Below are 20,093 nucleotides of genomic sequence, written 5' to 3' on the forward strand. Positions count from 1 at the left end.
AGTCGCTGAGCCGGTGTCGGACCACCCCGCCCCTCGTGCGCGCCGGTCACCCCCACCGCCCGCAGTCGCTGAGCCGGTGTCGGACCGCCCATCCCCCCTCGTGCGCCCCAACAACCAGTCCGCACCCGGCAGCGAAACGCCAGCCCCTCCCGAAGCGCTGCCCGCCGCCTCCCCTGAGCCGCCCTCCCACAGCCTGCATAGCGGGGACGGGACGGATGTCAAGGGTGGAGCGACAGCGGAATCGGCGCAGCCGACGCGACCAAAGGGAGCGCCCTTGACAGCCGGCCCGGCCCCGCGACCATCGAGACTAGAGGGCGGCCATCCCTGTGCCCTCACGGACACGGGGCGCCCCCGACACCGCCCCGGCCCACCCCGATCACCCCGCACTCAGCACCGGTGGGTGTTGGGTGCGGGGTGCGGGGTGCTGCGGGTTAGTTCGCGTAGGTCTCGTACTCGGCGATTTTTGGGGTGCCGGATGAGCTGGTGATGTTGAAGGTGATTTTGTGCAGGGTGGTTTGGGGGAAGGTGATGACGCCTGCGCCGTTGCCGGTGGTCAGGACGGTGCCGGTGTCGTGGTTGATGACCCGCCAGGAACCGATGTTGCCTGTGGCGCCTGAGGCCTCGCGGATGTTGATCTTGGATACGGTGGTGGCGGAGCCCCACTTGATCGAGATGGAGCCGGTCGAGCCTGTCGGTGACCAGTAGGTGTTCATGTCGCCGTCGCGGACGTCGCCGTAGCTCGTTCCGCTGGCCTTGCTTGAGCCGTCGGAGCCTGCCCCGATGCTGAGGTTGGTCCCGCCGGGGTCGGTCGGACCCGGGGTCGGAGTGGGGGTCGGCGTCGGCGTCGGAGTTGGAGTTGGGGTTGGAGTTGGGTTCTGGGGGGAGCAGTTGCCGTCTGACTCTCGTAGGTCCTTGTTGGCGCCTGCCGTCTCGCTCACGATGTTCGGCACGCAGTTGGACTGGTCGAGGCTGAAGGCGTACGGGATGTTGACGGTGGTGTTGGACTGGGGGTTGGGGCCTGCTGGGTTGTTCTTGTCGCCGGGGGTGGACCAGGTCACGTTGTCGAAGGTGTTGCCGCTGACCTGCCAGTAGCCGGCCGCGTCGGTGTAGAAGGTGCCCAGGACGTCCTTGGAGTCCTTGAAGTAGTTGCTGTCCACCTTCGCGCGGGCTCCGGCGCGGGAGTTGATGCCCGAAGAGTTCAGCTGCACGTAGTAGTTGTTGTACATGTGGGCTGTTCCGCCACGCAGCAGAGGTGCGCGGGAGTCGATGTTCTCGTACAGGTTGTGGTGGTACGTGATGTAGCTGTTGGAGACGTCGCTCTCGCTGGAACCGACCAGGCCGCCGCGGCCGGAGTTGCGCAGGGTGCTGTACGACAGGGTCACGTACTGTGTGTTGTCCTTCATGTCGAACAGGCCGTCGTACCCCTGCGACTCCCCGCCCGACGCCAGCAGGCTGACGTGATCGACCCAGACGTTGCGGACGTTGCGCTCCATGCTGATGGCGTCGCCGCCGTTGGATGTGGGTGAGCCCGACTTCTTGACGTTCTGGACGGTCACGTTCTGGATGATGATGTTGCTGGACTCGCGTATGTGGATGCCCAGTTGGTCGAATACGGCACCGTTGCCGACTCCGACGAGCGTGACGTTGCTGATCTGCTTGAGCTCGATGACGCCGTCCGCGGTATTGCAACTGCCGCCCGACACCTTGCTGGTGTTGGCGTGGTTGATGGTCCCCTCGACCTCGATGGTGATCGGGGTGCTGCTACTGGCCCGGCCGCACAGGGCCGCGTGGATCGCGGTTCCCGTGGTGGCCCGTACGGTCTGGCCTCCGGCGCCGCCGGTGGTGCCGCCGTTCTGGGTCGCGTAGCCGCTGGCGTTGCTGGGCGCTGCCGATGCCTCGGGCATCGACAGGACCACGCCGGTCGCGGCCGCGAGGGCCAGGGCCAGGGTGGTCAGTGCCGCATGGAGTCGCAGGGGTGGCAGGGGGCGTTGGGGTCGCAGGGTTCGTAGGGGTTGTCGCAGGGCGACTGGTCGTTTGATCGGTCGCTTCGTTGGGCGTCTCATCTCGCCTCGCTCATCTCATCTTTGTCGTCGTCGACTGATGCTGGGCGTGCTGATCTACGTGCCGTGGTCTACGTCAGGGGTGTCGCTGGGTAGGTCGCCAGGCCCGGACATGGGTGGCCTGAACCTTCGAACCCTGAACCTTCGAGGCCGGTAGCCGGAGCAGTCGGATCGGTCGTATCCGCCGCAAGAAAGCGCTTTCTGTCCGTGACAATAGGGTGCCCTCAGCTGGGCTGACAAGGCTCGTGCACCGTGCGGAATGGGCGCTAGAGGCGCGCCCACGACACGGTGCCGGGACAGGCATAGCCTGAAGGGGAGGGGGATGCTCCGGCACTTAGGAGATGAGCGTCATGACATTCGTGCAGGTCATCGACTGCAAGACAAGCCACCCAGACGAGCTGAACCGTCTGATGGACAGCTGGGCTGAGGCCACCAAGGGTAAGCGGACCGCCACCCACGCGATCATGGGCCAGGACCGCGCGGACGCGTCGCACGTCGTGGAGATCGTGGAGTTCCCCTCGTACGAGGAGGCGATGAAGAACTCGAACCTTCCGGAGACCGACCGGATCTTCCGGGAGATGGTGGCGCTGTGTGACGGGATGCCCTCCTTCACGGATCTGGATGTCGTACGGGACGAGCAGCTCAACAAGGGGATGGTCGCGCGGTTCTTCGAGGAGGTCGTGAACGGCGGCGACACGGACGCCGCGGACGCGCTGTGTACGGCGGACTACCGCGAGCACGACCCGTCCTTGTCGTCCTACGACGTCGGTCTCGAACAGGCCAAGCGGGAGAACGAGGAGATCTTCAGGGCCTTCGGGCCCCAGGTCACCGTCGAGAGCATGGTTGCTGAAGGCGACCAGGTCTGCGTGCGGTTCTCCTTCAAGGGCAAGCACGTTGGCGAGTACAAGGACATCGCGGCCACCAACCGGGATGTCGCGGGCACCGGGCACGGAACCTTCCGCTGCGTGGGCGGGAAGATAGCCGAGAGCTGGTGGAACGTGGACGACATGGGCCTGATGCAGCAGCTGGGCGTCCTGGAGGGCTGAGGGTGGGACCTGAGACCTGAGACCTGAGGCCTGAGGCCTGAGGCCTGAGATCTGAGACCTGAGACCTCCGAGCTAGGGAACCTCGGCGGCCAGCAGGGCGACGGTTCGCGGTGCGGTCGGTGGTGGTGGGGGTGGTGGTGGGGTGGGGCGCCGTGGGCCGCCGCCCACACGCCCACGGCCACATGCCCCACGGGTCAGGCCGAGGGGGACGCGGCGAGGGTTCGGCGGATCTCCGCGATCATTTCTTGCGGCCGCCAGAAGACGTGCGCCGCGCCGTACCGCAGCACGTACCGCACCCCTGGGCATCGTATGAGCTCGTTGAAGCGCGCCATGTCGGCGCGGTGCGCCTGGCGGGAGCCGTGCCAGCGGTAGCCCTCGATCTCCACGACCAGCCCCGCCGACCGGAAGAAGAAGTCCGGGTAGCGCCGTCGTCCACCCGGTACATGGAGCACGACGCCCGTCTCTGGGTGCAGGTCCGCCTCGTGTATCCGTAGCCGCGCTACCGTCTCGGCCGGTGACTGGGCGGCGAGGTTGGCCAGGTTCAGCCACTTGAGGGCGCGGCGGCTGCCGCGTATCCCGGGTGCCGCGAGTGCGTAGTCGACCTCCCGTAGTTCCACCAGTGCGGGGCGTGGGCCCCAGGGCAACGTACGTGGGGTGAGCGCGGACTCGGTGGCGACCAGGGCCTCGTCTCTGGGGCCCTGTCGTAGCAGGTCGGCGACGGTTCGCGCGGCGGAGGTGTGGAGCAGTCCGCCACCTCCTCGCAGTACATCCCCTGCGTGGAGAGACATGTGGTGTAGACGCAGGCCGGTCGGCCTGCCCTTCTTGGTGACGTCGATGAACTCCAGTTTCTGATGCCCCTCCCTCGCCCGCTCTCCTTCGTTGAGCAGCTCGATGCCGTGCAGTGCGGCGGCGGAGCGATGGCTGGCCACCAGATGAGGCTTGCCCAACTGCACGGCCCGCAGCCGGAGCCCCAGGTCCACCTCCCGTCCTGGCTCACCCCACGCCCCCCGGCGCAGCGGCACCCAACCGTCCCTGCACAGGTGTCGATTGAGCCTGTGTCGGCCCCAACCCGCCTCGATCGCCCGGGCGGTCAGCAGTACACCCCCCTGAGCCAACTCCCGTAGCTCCGTCATGCCCTCAGTGTGCCCTCAGACGCAGCTGTCCCGTCAGGCCTGTGGATAACTCTGGTCACGGTGGGCCTGACCTGCATAGACCGCCCGGTGGTCGACGCGGCACCAGTGGTGGCCGCGCTGGTGCTTGGGTGACTCGCCCCCCGTTCAGCTCCTCTAGGTCCGGTGGGCCCGGTAGGTCGGGCGCTGGGTCTACGGGCTCAAGACCGTGGGCCCGGACGTTGCCTAGCCTCAGGGCGTCGCGGCAGCGGGGCGAGAGGGAGAGGCAAAGGGAGGGAGAGGGGGATGGCGGGGGGAATGGGGCGCTTACGTGACGCGGGAGCCGCCACGTTGGAGTACGCCGCCGTGCTCGCTCTCATCGCGGCCATCGCCGTGGCAGCGTTCGCCACCCCCACCGGTGCGGTCGTCGCGGAGCGCGCCCATTGCGCCGTGCTCTCCATCGTCGGCCAGAGCGGGGGAGGTTGTGGTGGTAGCGATGGTGACGGTGGTGGCAGTGGGGATCAGGCGGATGGCGGTGGCAGGACCGATGAGGATTACCGGCCCACCGACTGTCAGGTCGGCAGCAGTACGGAGACGGTGAGCAACCAGGCCAAGGTCCTCTGGTTCACGGTCGGCGACAAGCACCAGTTCCGGATGGAAGAGTTCAACGTCGAGGGGCCGAACGGCGAGCCTACGCATACGAAGAAGTACCAGATGACGTTCGCGGACGGGGTCAGCGCCGGGCTGGAGTTCAAGGCCGGGTTCGGTGCTAAGGCCGATCTCGGCGGAGGCGGAGGCGGAGGCGGAAACGGAGACGGAAACGGAGACGGAGGCGGTGGCGCAGGCGGTGGCGCAGGCGGCACGGTGAAGGTGGGGGGCGGGCTCGAGTTCAGCGAGGGCGACACCTGGGTTTTTGACAGTAAGGAAGAGGCTGACAGGTTCAAGGGCGACCTGCGGCGCCTGCACGAGGCGGACCAGAGCAACTGGACCAAACCTGGCTGGCGGATCATCCGGGACACCTACCGTGAGCATGTCTCCGGCAGCAACAAGGAGATCCGCGAGCGGCTCGAACGCGAGATGGACGCCAACCGCGTCAGCTTCCGCACAGTCCAGACCAACGCCGGTGTTGAAGCCAACCTCGCCGGACCCGCCCTGGGCGACCTGGAAGTCGGCGCCTCCGGGAAACTGGAGGTCGCGAGCAGCGTCACGACGGCCGACGACGCCAAGGCGAAGACGACGACCGAGACGTACGCCTTCCAACTCCGCGGCGAACTGGGCGCCGAGCTGGACGCGGGCGTCGCCGAGGCCGGGGCGTACGCGGGGCATACGCGTAACGGCGCGATCGGTGTCACCCGGGGCCAGGACGACGGCGACCTGCAGAAGATCGTCATCACCCGGACTGTGGACACCAAGGCGCGCGCGGACGCGGGGGTCACCCTGCCGGATGGCGAAGGCGGCGAAGGCGCAGATGGGGGTGACGCCAGTGGAAGCGGCAGCCTGGGCGTGGGCGTGGGCGTGGGTGCCAACATGGGAGAGACCGAGGTCGTCACCACCACCCTCGAGATCCCCAAAGGCCCCGAAGGCGACGCGATGCGCGCCGTCGCCGAGCGGTGGCTGAACGACCCGGACCACGCCGCGAAGCCCTTCGAGACGGCTTTCATGGACCCGGCCCCCACGACCCGCCCGGACCGCGCTGACGCGTTCGGCAACCCGTTGTTCGAGCATGCCAAGACGACCCGGGCGACGTACGACTCAGTCGAGGACAGCGCCAGCTTCGGATTCGAACTCAACGCCATGGCGAGCCTGGGCTTCGACCGGACGATCAACGAGACCACCGCGACGATCAGGTCCGGGGACTACCTTGGCATGCCTCAGGGCGACAACCGCAGGTACCAGCGCAGCGAGATCTGCGGCTAGTGAGGGACCAGCAGGACCGGAAGGACGCGTGATGAGGAGCAGCAAGCGTCGTACGGTGGCGGCAGCCATCGGTGCCGCACTCGCCGTCGGTGTACTCGCCACCAGCTGCGGCGACAGCGGCGACAGCAGTCGTGCGTCCGTCGCCAAGAACACCCTCACGGCCGGAAAGGTCTCCGTCACCTTCCCGTCCACCTGGCAGCAGACCGACCCGACCGGCGACCTCGACGCCGTCGCCGAACTCCACGAAGGTGGCACCCCCGTCGGCAGGCTCTCGGTCAGGCGGGACTTCTCCACCGCCAGCAGCGTCGCCTTCGCGGCGCACGACGCCCGGCGTACGTACACGTTCGGCGGCGGTACGCAGCGCTTCGGGAAGGTCGAGCACCAGGGCGTCCCGGGTGACGTCTTCCGCATCGACTACCCGGAGCGGGAGTCGCCCGGTGGAGGCGAGGGGCTGGCGCGGAAGGGCGCCAGGGTTCTGGGTACGGACGTGGTCGCCGCGGAGGGGAAGCGGACGTTCTTTCTCGTACGGCTCAACTACGTGTCTGGTCAGCTGACTTCGGATGAGGTGGACGCGATCGTGGACTCGGTCGCGGTTTCCGACTGAAGGCGAGCGGCCTTTCGGGCCTTGACTTCAAGCGCGCTCAAAGTGATGCACTCCCGGCTACGAGGTAGCTCCAGGGCAACAGGCCCTGGGCGCCGCCCTGTTCGGAGGTCGTCCATGAGTAGCGGCTCACCCGTCACGCTCATCACCGGCGGCGGCAGCGGCATCGGTGCCGCCGCCGCCCGGCAGCTCATCGATCAGGGGGTACCGGGTGGCCGTCACCGGGCGCGGCGAGGGCCGATTGAGTGCGTTTGCAAAGCAACTTGGCTCATCTGTCGAGCTGTTGACTCTCCCTGGCAACGCGGCCGACCCCGAGGGCTGGCGCGAGATGGTGCTGACCAACGTCCTGGGGCCCGCGCTGCTGATCCGGTCCGCCCTGCCGCACCTGAAGCAGACGCGCGGCCGGGTCGTGCTGGTCGGCAGCGTGGCGGGCATCGTGCACACGCCGGGCAACTTCTACGGCGCGACCAACTGGGCGCTGACCGGGCTCGCCGAGAACGCCAGGCGGATGGTCACGAGCGACGGCGTCGGCGTCACGTTGATCGCGCCGGGGCGGGTGGAGACGCCGTTCTGGGACGGCCTGGGCCACCTCCCGGACGGGCAGCTGCTCACCGCCGACGAGCTCGCCGCCTCCTTGGTGTGGGCGATCAACCAGCCCAGCGGCGTGGACGTCAACACGGTGGTGGTACGACCGGTGGGCCAGCCGGTGTGAGGCGCGGGGCGGCGGGGGTGCGAGGCCGCGCGTGGTCGGGGGTGCGAGGCCGCGCGGAGTCGGAGGCGCGAGGCCACGCGAAATCCGGGTAGCGACCGCGCGCCGCCCCTGCGACGATCGCCGTATGACCAGCTTCGAGGACCTCGTCGCCGAAGCGGAGGCCGCCCCGGTAGCGGGCTGGGACTTCTCCTGGTTCGACGGCCGCGCGAGCGAGGCCCGGCCCTCGTGGGGCTACCAGCGCCGGATGGGCGAGCGGATGGCGATGGCCAAGGCCGCGCTGGACATCCAGACCGGCGGCGGCGAGGTACTCGCGGGCGTACCGAAGCGACCGCCGCTGTGCGTCGCCACCGAGGGCTGGCCGCCGAACCTCGCCAAGGCCACCGCCCGGCTGCACCCGCTCGGTACGGCCGTGGTCGCCGCCCCCGAGGAGCCGCCGCTTCCGTTCGCCGACGGGGCCTTCGACCTGGTGGTCAGCCGCCACCCGCAGAAGCCGTACTTCGCCGAGGTCGCGCGCCTGCTCAGCCCCGGCGGTACCTACTTCGCCCAGCATGTGGGCCCGGCCAGCGTCTTCGAACTCGTCGAGTACTTCCTCGGGCCGCAGCCGGAGAACATCCGCCGCGCCCGCCACCCGGAGCTGGAACGCGCCGAGGCTGAGGCGGCCGGGCTCGATGTCGTCGATGTGCGGATGGAGTGGCTGCGGATGGAGTTCCACGACGTGGGGGCGGTCGTGCACTTCCTGCGCAAGGTGGTGTGGATGGTCCCGGGGTTCACGGTGGAGAAGTACGGCGTGCGGCTACGGGAGCTGCATGAGCGGATCCAGGCCGACGGGCCGTTTGTGGCGCACAGTTCGCGGGTTCTGTTCGACGCCAGGAAGCCCGCGTAGCGTCGACGCCAGGAAGCCCGTGTAGCGCCTGCCGTTAGCGCCTGCCGTTCCTCCCTCTTCCGCCTACGTGTGCTCGTCGTGCAGCCCCAGGCGCAGGTGCTCGACATGGAACAGTGCCTGGTCGAGCAGCTCCGCCACATGGTGGTCGTACAGCGCGTAGACGATGGAACGGCCCTGCCGCTCGCCCCTGACCAGGCCCAGGTTGCGCAGTAGCCGCAACTGGTGGGAGCAGGCGGACTGCTCCATTCCGGCGGCTTCGGCCAGCTCACTCACCGCGCACGGGCCCTCCTGGAGGCGGGCGAGGATACGGAGCCGGGAGGGCGTGGCCAGGGCCTGGAGGGTCGCCGCGACGTCGTCGGCGCCGACGGTGTCCAGGCGTTCGCGGGTGGTGCTCTGCTGGTCGACTCCGTGGCCCATGGGTTCATCGTATCGACACGAAGTATCGGCATGAAGAATCGAAGCAAATGCATGAAGAGCTGTTCATGCATTCCTGTAAGCTGAGAGAGTCCCCCGCCCCTGCCCGCGAAGGGTCTCTCTCGTCATGCCCGCAGCTCCGCCCACGGCCGCCACCACCCCCGTCAGCGCGCCACCCTCAGCCTCACCCTCACCGAACCGCACCCTCGTCCGCCGCACCCGCGTGCTCGCCCTCACCGAGGCGCGGTGGGCCGCCGCCGCGACCGTCGCGTTCCTGGTGGCGCTGCCGCTCCAGTTGATGGGCGCGAGCGGCTGGATCTGGGGGCCGCTCTATGCCGTCGCGTACGTCACCGGCGGCTGGGAGCCCGCACTGGAAGGGCTGAAGGCCCTACGCGAGAAGACCCTGGACGTCGACCTGCTGATGATCGTCGCGGCACTCGGCGCCGCCGCCATCGGGCAGTACATGGACGGCGCGCTGCTGATCGTCATCTTCGCCACGTCGGGCGCGCTCGAAGCGCTGGCCACCGCGCGTACGGAGGACTCGGTACGTGGCCTGCTCGACCTTGCTCCGACCACCGCGACCCGTATCACCCCACACGCCACCCCACACGCCACCCCACACGGCGAGGAGGTCGTCGACACGGCCCGACTCGCCGTCGGGGACGAGGTCCTGGTCCGCCCAGGCGAGCGGATCGGCGCCGACGGACGAGTCCTGGACGGTACGAGCGAGGTCGACCAGGCCACCATCACCGGCGAGCCGCTGCCGGTGTACAGGGGCCCCGACGACCAGGTCTTCGCGGGCACCCTCAACGGCACCGGAGCGCTCCGCGTGCGCGTCGAACGCGACCCGTCCGACACGGTCATCGCGCGGATCGTCGCGATGGTCGAGGAGGCGTCCCGTACCAAGGCGCCGACCCAGCTGTTCATCGAGAAGATCGAACAGCGGTACGCGGTCGGCCTGGTGGTGGCGACCCTCGCGGTCTTCGGCGTGCCACTCGCCTTCGGCGCGGAGCTGGCGGACGCGCTCCTCCGGGCCATGACGTTCATGATCGTCGCTTCGCCGTGCGCGGTGGTGCTCGCCACCATGCCGCCGCTGCTCTCGGCGATCGCCAACGCGGGGCGGCACGGGGTGCTGATCAAGTCGGCCGTGGTGATGGAACGCCTCGGCCAGACGGACACCGTCGTCTACGACAAGACTGGAACGCTGACCGAAGGTACGCCCCGCGTCACCGAGATCCACCCCGAAACGGGCTTCTCCGAGGACGAGTTGCTCACCCTCGCCGCGACGGCCGAGTACGCCAGCGAGCACCCGCTCGGCCGCGCGATCGTGCGGGCGGCACAGGAGCGCGGGCTGGCCTTGCGCGTGGCCGCCAACTTCACCTCGACGCCGGGGCGTGGCGTGGTGGCGCGGGTTGACGGGCGGTTGGTGTCGGTGGGTTCGGCGCCGATGGATGGGGGTGACGTGAGCGCGGACGCCGCCGTGGACGCCGCCGCTGTCACCCACGTACAGGTCCTGGTAGACGGTGCGCCCGCCGGGCGGTTCGGTCTCGCTGACCGGCTGCGTCCCGACGCGCCCGCCGCGGTCGCCGCTCTCGCCCAGCTCACGGGTACCGCGCCGATCCTGCTCACCGGGGACAACCCCCAGGCCGCCGCGGCGGTCGCCGCGCAGGCCGGGATCGCCAGCGGCGGTGTGGTCAGGGCCGGGCTGTTGCCGCAGGACAAGGCCGCGGCCGTCCAGGAGCTCCAGGCCGCGGGACACCGAGCCCTGGTCATCGGCGACGGCGTCAACGACGCCCCCGCCCTCGCCGCGGCGCACACCGGCGTCGCGATGGGACGGGCGGGCTCTGACCTCGCCCTGGAGACCGCGGACGCGGTGGTGGTACGGGACGAACTCGCCGCCGTACCACGGGCGGTGGAGCTGTCCCGCCGGGCCCGTCGGCTGGTCATCCAGAACCTGGTGATCGCGGGCACCTTCATCGTCGTCCTGGTGACGTGGGACCTGGTCTGGCACCTGCCGCTGCCGCTCGGCGTGGCGGGGCACGAGGGGTCGACGGTGCTCGTGGGGCTCAACGGGCTGCGGCTGCTGCGCGAAAAGGCGTGGCGGGAGTGAGGGGGAGTGGGGTGTAGTACTGCCGAATCGGTAAGTACGGCTGGGCTGGGTAGGGGAGTTGGTGCCGGTGTCGGCGGATAAGGCGGAGAACGTCGAGCAGGCCGAGCAGGCCGAGCAGGCCGAGAAAGCCGAGAAGAAGGGCGGTGGGGCCTACACCTGCGGCGTGGACGCCGCCATGGACGTCGTAGGCGGCAAGTGGAAGGCGCTCATCCTGTGGGCGCTGCACGACGCGGGGACCCTGCGCTTCGGTCAGCTCAGGCGCGGCGTGCGGGGGATCACCGAGAAGATGCTCATCCAGACGCTCCGGGAGCTGGAGGCGGACGGTGTCGTGCACCGGGAGGTCTACCGGGAAGTGCCACCCCGCGTCGAGTACTCGCTGACCGCGCTGGGGGTGGCGCTTAACGCGGCGCTGGAGTCGCTCGGTGCGTGGGGTGACACCTACATGGAGGAGATCCTGCGCGCCAAGGGTCGGTCGGCGGCGTGACCGCATCGTTATGCGGTGGGGTCGATACCGGCCCCAGCGATCACGTAGGTTCAGACCAGTGCAATTCGCGTAGGCAAAGTCGCGCGGTGGGGCACCGCGCGGTGGAGGGGGCCGCGCGGTGCCGTCTGCGGCCAGCGCGGCTGACTTTCGTCGGCCCAGCGCGGCTGACTTTCGCCGGGTTGACCTGCGCCGGTTGACCTTCGTCGGCTGACTTTCGTCGGCGGAGGCGCAGCCGCGGAGTTGCTGGGGTGTTGGGCCCCCGGGCCCATGTGGGGGCCGGGGGCCCCGGGGTAGCGTCGGGCGGGTGTCCGTGCTGTTGAGCGTTGTTGGGGTCGCCGCCGTGTGGGGTGGGGTCGCGGGGCGGCTGGTTCCGCGAGCGGCGCATCGGCTGGCCGTCGCCCCCGGGGAGCCCTGGCGTGCGTCGTGCCCGCGCGGGCACGACCTCACGGGAGGGCTGGCGCGCGGCTGGGTCGGCGGCGCGTGGTGTCGCGACTGTGGGGTGGAGGCGGGAGCGGACGCGGGAGCGCGGGCCGGGGGCAGGGTCGGGGCCGGGTCCGGGGCCTTCGGGCCCAGCACGCCCGTGCTCGCCGCGCTGACCGCCGTGCTGTGTGCCGCGCTGGCTGGTGCGGTCGGGGTCCGGCCGGAGACGCTGGTGTGGCTGGCGCTCGTACCGTTCGGCGTACTGCTCGCCGTCGTGGACCACGCCGTACACCGGCTGCCTGACGTGCTCACCCTGCCGCTCGCCGCCGCCGCGCTGGTGCTGCTTGGCCTGGCCGCGCAGGTGGAGGGGGCGGGCGGGTCGTGGCAGGGAGTGCTGTGGGGCGGGTTGGTGCTGGGTGGGGTGTACTTCGCGCTTTTCCTGGCCCATCCGAGTGGGATGGGCTTTGGGGACGTCAAGCTGGCGATGCTGCTGGGAGTAACCCTTGGGTGGTACGGCTGGGGCGCGCTGCTGCTCGGGTTTTTCGCGGGGGTTCTGTACGGCGGTGGGTATGCCCTCGCCCTTGTGCTGCGCGGGCGGGCGGGGCGTAAGACGGCGATGCCGTTCGGGCCCTGCATGCTTGCCGGAGCGTTCAGCGGACTGTTGCTCGGCGGTCTCGGAGCGTAGTCATTGCGCGGTGATGTGCGCAGCATCGCTCACGAAGGGTTATGGTGTAAGTCCCCCCCTCGGGCCGGTCCGTATCCCCCCCACGGACCGGCCCGAATTCTGTTCAGCCTCGGTCAGCTACTCAGCCTCGGTCGGCCCAGATGTTGGTGCCGGGGGTGGATACCGCGAAGGTGTCGATCTCCGCGAGTTCCTCCTGAGTGAGCTTCGTGCCGTTCAGGGCCGCCACGTTCTCCTCAAGCTGCTGGACGCTGGACGCGCCGATCAGCGCTGACGTCATCCGCTCGTCGCGCAGCACCCAGTTCAGCGCGAGCTGGGCGAGGGACTGGCCGCGTCGGGACGCGATGTCGTTCAGGCCGTTGAGGCGGCGTACCACCTCCTCCGAGAGGAGGTTCGGGTCCAGCGACTTGCCCTGCGTCGCGCGCGAGCCCTCCGGGATGCCCTTCAGGTACTTGCCGGTGAGCAGGCCCTGGGCGAGCGGTACGAAGGAGATGCAGCCCATCCCCTCGTCTTCCAGGGTGTCGAGCAGGCCGTCGTCCTCGGTCCAGCGGTTGATCATCGAATAGGACGGCTGGTGGATCAGGGGGCGTACGCCCATGTCCTTGAGGAGGCGGGACGCCTCGCGGGTCTGCTCCGCGTTGTACGACGAGATGCCGACGTAGAGCGCCTTGCCCTGCTGGACCGCCGAGGCCAGGGCGCCCATGGTCTCCTCCAGCGGGGTGTCCGGGTCGAAGCGGTGGGAGTAGAAGATGTCGACGTAGTCGACGCCCATGCGCTTCAGGGAGGCGTCCAGGGACGCCATCAGATACTTGCGGGAGCCCCACTCGCCGTACGGGCCGGGGTGCATCTGATAGCCGGCCTTGGTGGAGATGATCAGTTCGTCCCGGTACGGGGCGAAGTCCTGCGCCAGCAGCTTGCCGAAGTTCAGCTCGGCCGAACCGGGCGGCGGACCGTAGTTGTTCGCCAGGTCGAAGTGGGTGACGCCGAGGTCGAACGCACGGCGCAGGATCGCTCGTTGCGAGGTCAGACCGCGGTCGTCGCCGAAGTTGTGCCAGAGGCCGAGGGAAATGGCGGGCAGCTTCAGGCCGGAGTGGCCGGTGCGCCGGTACTCGATGGAGTCGTAGCGGTCGCCCGCCGCGCGGTAGAGGGAAGTGTCGTTCATGGGTACGAAGCTACTTGAGCGTGAGCGCACCCACGGGGTTCCGTGCGGGTGTACGACGGTAAGGTGGCGCCCTTGGGGGATGCACGTACCTGCCATCTGCTCGGAGGGGCTGAACAGAGTGAACCTGCGCGACCTGGTGTACCGGCTCTACGCGCGCCGGGTGGAAGGACGCCTCGACCACGCGCAGGTACCTGGGCACATCGGCGTCATCCTCGACGGCAACCGGCGCTGGGCCAAGGCCGCCGGTGGCACCACGGCAGAAGGCCACCAGGCGGGTGCCCAGAAGATTTCCGAGTTCCTCGGCTGGTGCGCCGAGACGGACGTCGATGTGGTCACGCTGTGGATGCTGTCGACGGACAACCTGGACCGGCCCGAGGCCGAGCTGGTGCCGCTGCTGGGCATCATCGAGGAGTCGGTGCGCGGGCTCGCGGCCGATGGCAGGTGGAGGGTCCACCATGTCGGGACGATGGACCTGCTGCCCGCTCGTACGCAGTCCGTGATCAAGGAAGCCGAGCAGGCCACGGTGGGGAACACCGGGATACTCGTGAACGTCGCCGTGGGGTACGGCGGCCGTCAGGAGATTGCCGACGCCGTGCGCTCGCTGCTTCTGGAGCACGCCGAGCGCGGGACCTCGTTCGAGGAACTCGCCGAGCTGATCGATGTGGAGCACATCTCCAAGCACCTCTACACGCGCGGCCAGCCCGACCCTGACCTGGTGATTCGCACCAGCGGTGAGCAGCGGCTCTCGGGCTTCATGCTCTGGCAGTCGGCGCACTCCGAGTACTACTTCTGCGAAGTCTTCTGGCCCGCCTTCCGTAAGGTCGACTTCCTGCGCGCGCTGCGCGACTACGCGGCCCGCCACCGCCGCTACGGCGGTTAGGCCACAGGGCGGCACAGGGCGGCACGTTTCGGCCCGCCCTCGCCACAGGCTGTTCACTTTCACGTCGTCATATGCCTCTGCATGGCCGCACGTGTTCGAGGGCATATCCCTTCCAGGTCGACGCCCGCTCCAGGGGCGTCGCACCTCAGTGAGCGGCACCGGGTCGCTCACCCGGGAGGCCCGTTGCAACCGATGGACCGTACGCGTTACGGACAAGCGGAGGGCCGGCGCTCGGCCCAGCAAGGTGGCCTGAGCCCGGTCCGGTCCCCCGCGACGCCGTCGCTTCCCCAACCTCTGCCGAGGGGGTACGTCCTTCCGTGGTGACCAGCACAAAGCGCCGTATGCCAGACAGGCGCACCTATGTACTCGACACCAGCGTTCTGCTGGCCGACCCGGGTGCTCTGGCCCGTTTCGACGAACACGAAGTCGTGCTTCCCGTCGTCGTGGTGACAGAGCTGGAGGCGAAGAGGCACCATCCCGAGCTCGGCTACTTCGCCCGGCAGGCACTGCGCCTGCTGGACGACTGCCGGGTGCGGTTCGGCCGCCTCGACGCTCCGCTCCCCATCGGCGAACTGGGCGGCACCCTGCGTGTCGAGCTCAACCACTCCGATCCCGGCGTGCTTCCGGCCGGCTATCGACTGGGGGACAACGACTCACGGATTCTCGCGGTCGCCCGCAACCTCCAGGCCGAGGGGTACGACGTCACCGTCGTCTCCAAGGACCTGCCGCTGCGGATCAAGGCCTCGTCGGTGGGACTGCTCGCCGAGGAGTACCGCGCCGAACTCGCCATCACCGACTCCGGCTGGACGGGAATGGCCGAACTGGGCATCTCCGGGGAGCAGGTGGACCTTCTCTTCGAGGGCGAGTCGCTGTACGTACCTGAGGCCGCCCAGCTTCCCGTGCACACGGGGCTGACGCTTCAGTCCGAGCGCGGCAAGGCGCTGGGGCGCGTCACGTCGGAGGGCAACGTCCGGCTGGTGCGGGGCGATCGGGAGGCGTTCGGCATCAAGGGCCGCAGCGCGGAGCAGCGCATCGCGCTTGATCTGCTGCTCGACCCGGAGGTCGGGATCGTCTCGATGGGCGGCCGGGCGGGCACCGGCAAGTCGGCGCTCGCGCTCTGCGCGGGCCTGGAGGCCGTACTGGAGCGGCAGCAGCACAAGAAGGTGATGGTCTTCCGGCCGCTGTACGCGGTGGGCGGGCAGGATCTGGGCTATCTGCCGGGTTCCGAGTCCGAGAAGATGAGCCCGTGGGCGCAGGCCGTGTTCGACACGCTGTCAGCGGTCACCTCGCGTGAGGTGATCGAGGAGGTGACGGCGCGGGGGATGCTGGAGGTATTGCCGCTCACCCACATCAGGGGCCGCTCGCTCCATGACGCGTTCGTGATCGTGGATGAGGCCCAGTCGCTGGAACGGAACGTCCTGTTGACCGTTCTGTCCAGGATCGGGGCGAATTCCCGCGTGGTGCTGACGCACGATGTCGCCCAGCGCGACAACCTCAGGGTCGGTCGTTACGACGGAGTCGTGGCCGTCGTCGAGAAGCTGAAGGGGCATCCGCTGTTCGCGCACGTCACCCTCACGCGGTCCGAGCGTTCGCAGATCGCGGCACTGGTGACCGAAATGCTCGAAGAGGGTCACATCTGAGACGGTGCGCGGTAGTTGACGGTGATTGACGCCGCCCGGCGAAGCTGGAGAGCTTAGCCGGGCGGCGTTGTGGCGTGTGCGTGTTTCCGTAAAACCCCTGGGACAAACGAGGTGTGAGCTTTCCCACGCAACGGGGAATTGCTTCGCGCCATCCGTTTCCGGCAGAGTCTGGGGACTGTCAGGCCCCGCATGCGACACAGCTGCACCCCCAGCGGTGCGGCACCACAGAACTTCATAGCGATCGTCGTATGCCACCCGTGTCTCAAGAGGCCGTCCCCGTGAGGGGGTTGCCCGTCGGGTCCGTGCCTCCCGTGACCGTGTATCAGTGGGGAGGCCAGTGCAAGGGGCACGATTGCGCCCGAAAGGTCACCTACCGGGCGATGCTGGAAGGAAAGCGTGTGAGCCGGATTTCGGTCCGTGGATTCGCAGTGGCATCCGCCACCGCGGTCACCACCGTCGGTGCTGTCGTCGGCGTTGCCTCGGGTAACACCGACAGCGACAGCTACAACGACCTGGAGGCCACGGCGGCGGCTGGCGATGCGACGCTCCTCGCGGAGATCCCCGCAGGGCAGCAGGCAGCCGTGCAGACCGCGTCCCTGACGCAGCAGGCTGACGCCCAGGCGGCGGCAGCGGACTCCGCCGAGCAGAAGTCCGCGGAGGAGTCGGCGCGCAAGAAGGCCGCCAAGGACGCGATCGCCAAGAAGGCGGCAGCCGAGAAGAAGGCAGCCGCCGAGAAGGCCGAGCGCGAAGCCAAGGAGAAGGCCGAGCGCGAGGCCAAGGAGCGCGCGGAGGCGGAGGCCAAGGAGAAGGCCAGCCGTTCCGAGACCCGCTCCAAGACCGCCCCGTCGACGGACAACTTCGCGCAGCAGAGCTCGTACTCCATCGCCGAGGTCAAGTCGATGGCCCGGCAGATCGTCCCGGGCGACCAGTTCCAGTGCTTCAGCAACATCGTGGACCACGAGTCCAGCTGGAACTACAAGGCGACCAACCCGTCGTCCGGCGCCTACGGTCTGATGCAGGCGCTCCCGGCGGGCAAGATGTCCACCGCGGGCGCGGACTGGCAGACCAACCCGGCCACTCAGCTCAAGTGGGGCCTCGGCTACATGAACGACCGCTACGGCAGTCCGTGTGGCGCTTGGAGCTTCTGGCAGGCCAACAACTGGTACTGATCTGAACGATCGGGCCGGACGCTCAACTTCGTGAAGCCCCTCACCGTCCTTCGGTGGGGGGCTTCGCGCGTGTACGGTTCCACACGAACGCAGGGGGAACGGTGGGGGGAAGAGGAAAGATCATGTCGAGAGTGCCAGGCTGGCTCGGCCGCCTCGGTGAGGGGCTGAGCCGACTCGGCGAGCGCTTGGGCGAGGCTGAGCGCCGGGATGAGCCGGGCACCGCTTCGTACGACGACGAGGTGTACGCCGACGCCCGGCCCGGGTCTGTGCCGCCTCCGCCGGAGGATGCGGAACCCAAGGGTGACCGGGAATCCAAGAGCGCGGGCGAGCAGCTGCCCGCGCCGTCCGCGCCGCCCGCCTACGCGTCGCCCGCCCCCGCGCCGTCCGCCGCGCCGCGGCCCGACCCGGTCACGGCGATCCCGTGGGGCATCCGGGTCGCCGCCGAGGCCGCCTGGCGGCTGGTCGTCCTGGCGGGGCTCGTCTGGGTGCTGATGAAGATCGTCGGCGCGGTGCAACTGGTCGTGCTGTCCTTCGTGGCCGCGATGCTGATCACCGCGCTGCTCCAGCCCATGGTGGCCAGGCTGCGCCGGTTCGGGCTGCCGCATGGCCTGGCGACCGCCGTCACCTTCATCACGGGATTCGTGGTGATCGGTCTGGTCGGCTGGTTCGTGGTCTGGCAGGTCATGGAGAACGTCGACAATCTCGCGCGCCAGGTCCAGAACGGCATCGAGGAGATGCAGAACTGGCTGATCGACGGCCCGTTCCACGTCACCGAGGACCAGATCAACAACGTCGCCAAGAGCCTCAGTGACGCCGTCGGCAGCAACGCCAGGGAGCTCACCGAGGCGGGACTCGAGGGCGTCACGGTGGTGCTGGAGATCCTCACCGGCATCGTGCTCGCGATGTTCTCGACGCTCTTCCTGCTCTACGACGGCAAGACCATCTGGAAGTGGTCGCTCAAGCTGGTGCCCGCCGAGGCCAGGCCCGGCGTCGCGGGTGCGGGGCCGCGCGCGTGGAAGACGCTCACCGCCTACGTACGCGGCACGGTCATCGTGGCGCTGATCGACGCGGTGTTCATCGGCATCGGCATCTGGTTCCTCGATGTCCCGATGGCCGTCCCGCTCGCCGTCTTCATCTTCCTGTTCGCCTTCATCCCGATCGTGGGTGCGGTGGTCTCCGGCGCCTTGGCGGTGCTGGTGGCGCTGGTGACCCAGGGGCCCGGTACGGCGCTGCTGGCGCTGGCCGTGGTGTTCGCGGTGCAGCAGATCGAGAGCCATGTGCTGCAGCCCTTCATCCTGGGCCGCGCGGTACGGGTGCACCCGCTCGCCGTCGTCCTGGCGGTCGCGGCGGGCGCGCTCGTCGCGGGCATCAGCGGGGCGGTGGTCGCCGTACCGATGGTGGCGGTGATCAACACCGTCGTCGGCTATCTCCGCGTCCACGCGCGCGAGGAGGCGATGAAGGCCACGCCTGGGCCGCATGGCGCCACCATCGTGGCGGTCGCCCCGGTCCTCCCGGAACGCGCCAGTACCAACAACAATCCCTGAGCACGACGCGCCGACGCACCAACGCCGATCGCCGGCCGGGCTCGAGGGAGCCCGACCGGCGATCGGCGTACAGCGTCGTACAGCGGTGTACGGGGAGGGGAGACGCGGCGGATCAGGCCGCCAGCGTCGCCTCGGTGTCCAGCGTGGCACCCACGGCCTGGATGACGGCGGCGATCTTGACCGCCTCCTGGATCGTCTCGCGGTCCATGCCCGCCTTGCGCAGCACCTGCTCGTGCGAGTCTAGGCACTGCCCACAGCCGTTGATCGCGGAGACCGCGAGCGACCACAGCTCGAAGTCGACCTTCTCGACGCCCGGGTTGCCGATGACGTTCATCCGCAGACCGGCGCGCATCGTCCCGTACTCCGGGTCGGAGAGCAGGTGACGCGTGCGGTAGAAGACGTTGTTCATCGCCATGATCGCGGCGGCGGACTTCGCGGCGGTGTACGCCTCGGCCGACAGGTTCGCCTTGGCCTCCGGCTCCAGCTCGCGCAGCACCTTGGGGGAGCGGGACGCGATCGCGCAGGCGAGCACGGTGCCCCACAGCTGCTGCTGCGGCAGGTCGGAGTTGCCGATCACCGAACCGAGGTTCAGCTTCAGGTCCTTGGCGTAGTCCGGTACAGCGGACTTCAGTTCGTCGAGAGCCATCTCAGTTCCGTCCGCTCACTCGCCGGAGAGGAGCGCGACCGGGTCCAGGGTGCTCTCGCCCTGGGTCCAGTTGCACGGGCAGAGCTCGTCGGTCTGCAGCGCGTCCAGGACCCGCAGGACCTCCTTGGGGTTACGGCCGACGGAACCGGCGGTCACCATGGAGAACTGGATCTCGTTGTTCTGGTCGACGATGAAGACGGCACGCTGGGCGAAGCCGTCAGCGCCCTCGACGCCGCAGTCGCGCATCAGCTCGTGCTTGGAGTCGGCCAGCATCGGGAACGGCAGGTCACGCAGGTCGGCGTGGTCCTTGCGCCAGGCGTGGTGCACGAACTCGGAGTCACCGGAGACGCCCAGGATCTGCGCGTCGCGGTCGGCGAACTCCTCGTTCAGCTTGCCGAAGGCGGCGATCTCGGTCGGGCAGACGAAGGTGAAGTCCTTCGGCCAGAAGAACACCACGCGCCACTTGCCCTCGTAGGACTTGTGGTCGATCTGCGCGAACTCCTTGCCGCTCTCAAGCGACACGCAGGCGGTCAGGTCGTAGGTGGGGAACTTGTCACCGACAGTGAGCACTCAGCTCTCCTTGCAGCATGGGAAGCCCGATATCGGGCTTTCCG

The 20,093-nt window shown here is 68.9% G+C and carries 17 protein-coding genes and 1 pseudogene; 12 read left to right on the forward strand and 6 right to left on the reverse strand.

The annotated features are described in order from the left end of the window. Positions 1 to 431: 431 nt before the first annotated feature. Positions 432 to 2,000: a pectate lyase family protein gene (locus tag GCN81_RS18985; RefSeq protein ID WP_156726272.1), complete on the reverse strand. Its 1,569-nt coding sequence runs from the start codon at positions 1,998 to 2,000 to the stop codon at positions 432 to 434. A 410-nt stretch (positions 2,001 to 2,410) separates the two neighbouring features. Here GCN81_RS18985 and GCN81_RS18990 point away from each other — a divergent pair, with 410 nt between their 5' ends. Continuing rightward, positions 2,411 to 3,106 carry an ester cyclase gene (locus GCN81_RS18990; RefSeq protein WP_156725805.1) on the forward strand — a complete coding sequence of 232 codons (696 nt, stop codon included), beginning with the start codon at positions 2,411 to 2,413 and terminating at the stop codon, positions 3,104 to 3,106. A 194-nt stretch (positions 3,107 to 3,300) separates the two neighbouring features. Here GCN81_RS18990 and GCN81_RS18995 read toward each other — a convergent pair whose 3' ends face one another. Then, positions 3,301 to 4,239 (reverse strand): PDDEXK family nuclease, encoded by a 939-nt coding sequence (locus tag GCN81_RS18995; protein ID WP_156725806.1) that lies wholly within the window; start codon positions 4,237 to 4,239, stop codon positions 3,301 to 3,303. A 294-nt stretch (positions 4,240 to 4,533) separates the two neighbouring features. Here GCN81_RS18995 and GCN81_RS19000 point away from each other — a divergent pair, with 294 nt between their 5' ends. The 4 genes and pseudogenes from GCN81_RS19000 (at position 4,534) to GCN81_RS19015 (ending at position 8,328) form a co-directional block, all read left to right on the forward strand. Beyond that, positions 4,534 to 6,132 (forward strand): hypothetical protein, encoded by a 1,599-nt coding sequence (locus GCN81_RS19000; protein ID WP_156725807.1) that lies wholly within the window; start codon positions 4,534 to 4,536, stop codon positions 6,130 to 6,132. Positions 6,133 to 6,163: 31 nt separating this feature from the next. After that, positions 6,164 to 6,736, forward strand: a complete 573-nt coding sequence (locus tag GCN81_RS19005; protein WP_156725808.1) for a hypothetical protein — start codon at positions 6,164 to 6,166, stop codon at positions 6,734 to 6,736. A gap of 114 nt (positions 6,737 to 6,850) precedes the next feature. Beyond that, positions 6,851 to 7,445, forward strand: a pseudogene (locus GCN81_RS19010) (SDR family oxidoreductase). A gap of 124 nt (positions 7,446 to 7,569) precedes the next feature. Beyond that, positions 7,570 to 8,328, forward strand: coding sequence for a class I SAM-dependent methyltransferase (locus GCN81_RS19015; protein WP_156725809.1), 759 nt, complete (start codon positions 7,570 to 7,572; stop codon positions 8,326 to 8,328). 63 nt (positions 8,329 to 8,391) lie between these two features. On the opposite strand, the gene GCN81_RS19020 is transcribed toward GCN81_RS19015, so the two are convergent. Then, positions 8,392 to 8,745: an ArsR/SmtB family transcription factor gene (locus tag GCN81_RS19020; RefSeq protein WP_156725810.1), complete on the reverse strand. Its 354-nt coding sequence runs from the start codon at positions 8,743 to 8,745 to the stop codon at positions 8,392 to 8,394. Between the two features lie 124 nt (positions 8,746 to 8,869). Here GCN81_RS19020 and GCN81_RS19025 point away from each other — a divergent pair, with 124 nt between their 5' ends. The 3 genes from GCN81_RS19025 (at position 8,870) to GCN81_RS19035 (ending at position 12,441) form a co-directional block, all read left to right on the forward strand. Continuing rightward, on the forward strand, positions 8,870 to 10,852 hold the full coding sequence (locus tag GCN81_RS19025; RefSeq protein WP_156725811.1) for a heavy metal translocating P-type ATPase: 1,983 nt from the start codon (positions 8,870 to 8,872) through the stop codon (positions 10,850 to 10,852). A gap of 175 nt (positions 10,853 to 11,027) precedes the next feature. Further along, entirely contained in the window at positions 11,028 to 11,336 is a 309-nt protein-coding gene (locus tag GCN81_RS19030; RefSeq protein WP_156726273.1) for a winged helix-turn-helix transcriptional regulator, read from the forward strand. Positions 11,337 to 11,640: 304 nt separating this feature from the next. Then, positions 11,641 to 12,441, forward strand: a complete 801-nt coding sequence (locus GCN81_RS19035; RefSeq protein WP_407697989.1) for a prepilin peptidase — start codon at positions 11,641 to 11,643, stop codon at positions 12,439 to 12,441. Between the two features lie 121 nt (positions 12,442 to 12,562). Here GCN81_RS19035 and mgrA read toward each other — a convergent pair whose 3' ends face one another. Beyond that, positions 12,563 to 13,600, reverse strand: coding sequence for an L-glyceraldehyde 3-phosphate reductase (mgrA, locus tag GCN81_RS19040; protein WP_156725812.1), 1,038 nt, complete (start codon positions 13,598 to 13,600; stop codon positions 12,563 to 12,565). Between the two features lie 118 nt (positions 13,601 to 13,718). Between mgrA and GCN81_RS19045 the strand changes: the two genes are divergently transcribed. From GCN81_RS19045 to GCN81_RS19060, 4 genes are all read left to right on the forward strand, one after another. Next, positions 13,719 to 14,480 carry an isoprenyl transferase gene (locus GCN81_RS19045; RefSeq protein ID WP_156726275.1) on the forward strand — a complete coding sequence of 254 codons (762 nt, stop codon included), beginning with the start codon at positions 13,719 to 13,721 and terminating at the stop codon, positions 14,478 to 14,480. Between the two features lie 317 nt (positions 14,481 to 14,797). Continuing rightward, a complete protein-coding gene (locus GCN81_RS19050) occupies positions 14,798 to 16,120 on the forward strand; it encodes a PhoH family protein (RefSeq protein WP_156725813.1) in 1,323 nt (440 codons plus the stop codon). A gap of 398 nt (positions 16,121 to 16,518) precedes the next feature. Further along, positions 16,519 to 17,289, forward strand: coding sequence for an aggregation-promoting factor C-terminal-like domain-containing protein (locus tag GCN81_RS19055; RefSeq protein WP_456115050.1), 771 nt, complete (start codon positions 16,519 to 16,521; stop codon positions 17,287 to 17,289). Between the two features lie 122 nt (positions 17,290 to 17,411). Beyond that, positions 17,412 to 18,833: an AI-2E family transporter gene (locus GCN81_RS19060; protein WP_156725815.1), complete on the forward strand. Its 1,422-nt coding sequence runs from the start codon at positions 17,412 to 17,414 to the stop codon at positions 18,831 to 18,833. Between the two features lie 112 nt (positions 18,834 to 18,945). Here the strand turns inward: GCN81_RS19060 and GCN81_RS19065 are convergent, their stop codons facing one another. Next, positions 18,946 to 19,479, reverse strand: a complete 534-nt coding sequence (locus GCN81_RS19065) for an alkyl hydroperoxide reductase (protein ID WP_156725816.1) — start codon at positions 19,477 to 19,479, stop codon at positions 18,946 to 18,948. 15 nt (positions 19,480 to 19,494) lie between these two features. Then, positions 19,495 to 20,049, reverse strand: coding sequence for a peroxiredoxin (locus tag GCN81_RS19070; RefSeq protein ID WP_156725817.1), 555 nt, complete (start codon positions 20,047 to 20,049; stop codon positions 19,495 to 19,497). Positions 20,050 to 20,093: the final 44 nt, after the last annotated feature.

The organism is Streptomyces apocyni, assembly GCF_009739465.1.
Taxonomy (GTDB): domain Bacteria; phylum Actinomycetota; class Actinomycetes; order Streptomycetales; family Streptomycetaceae; genus Streptomyces; species Streptomyces apocyni.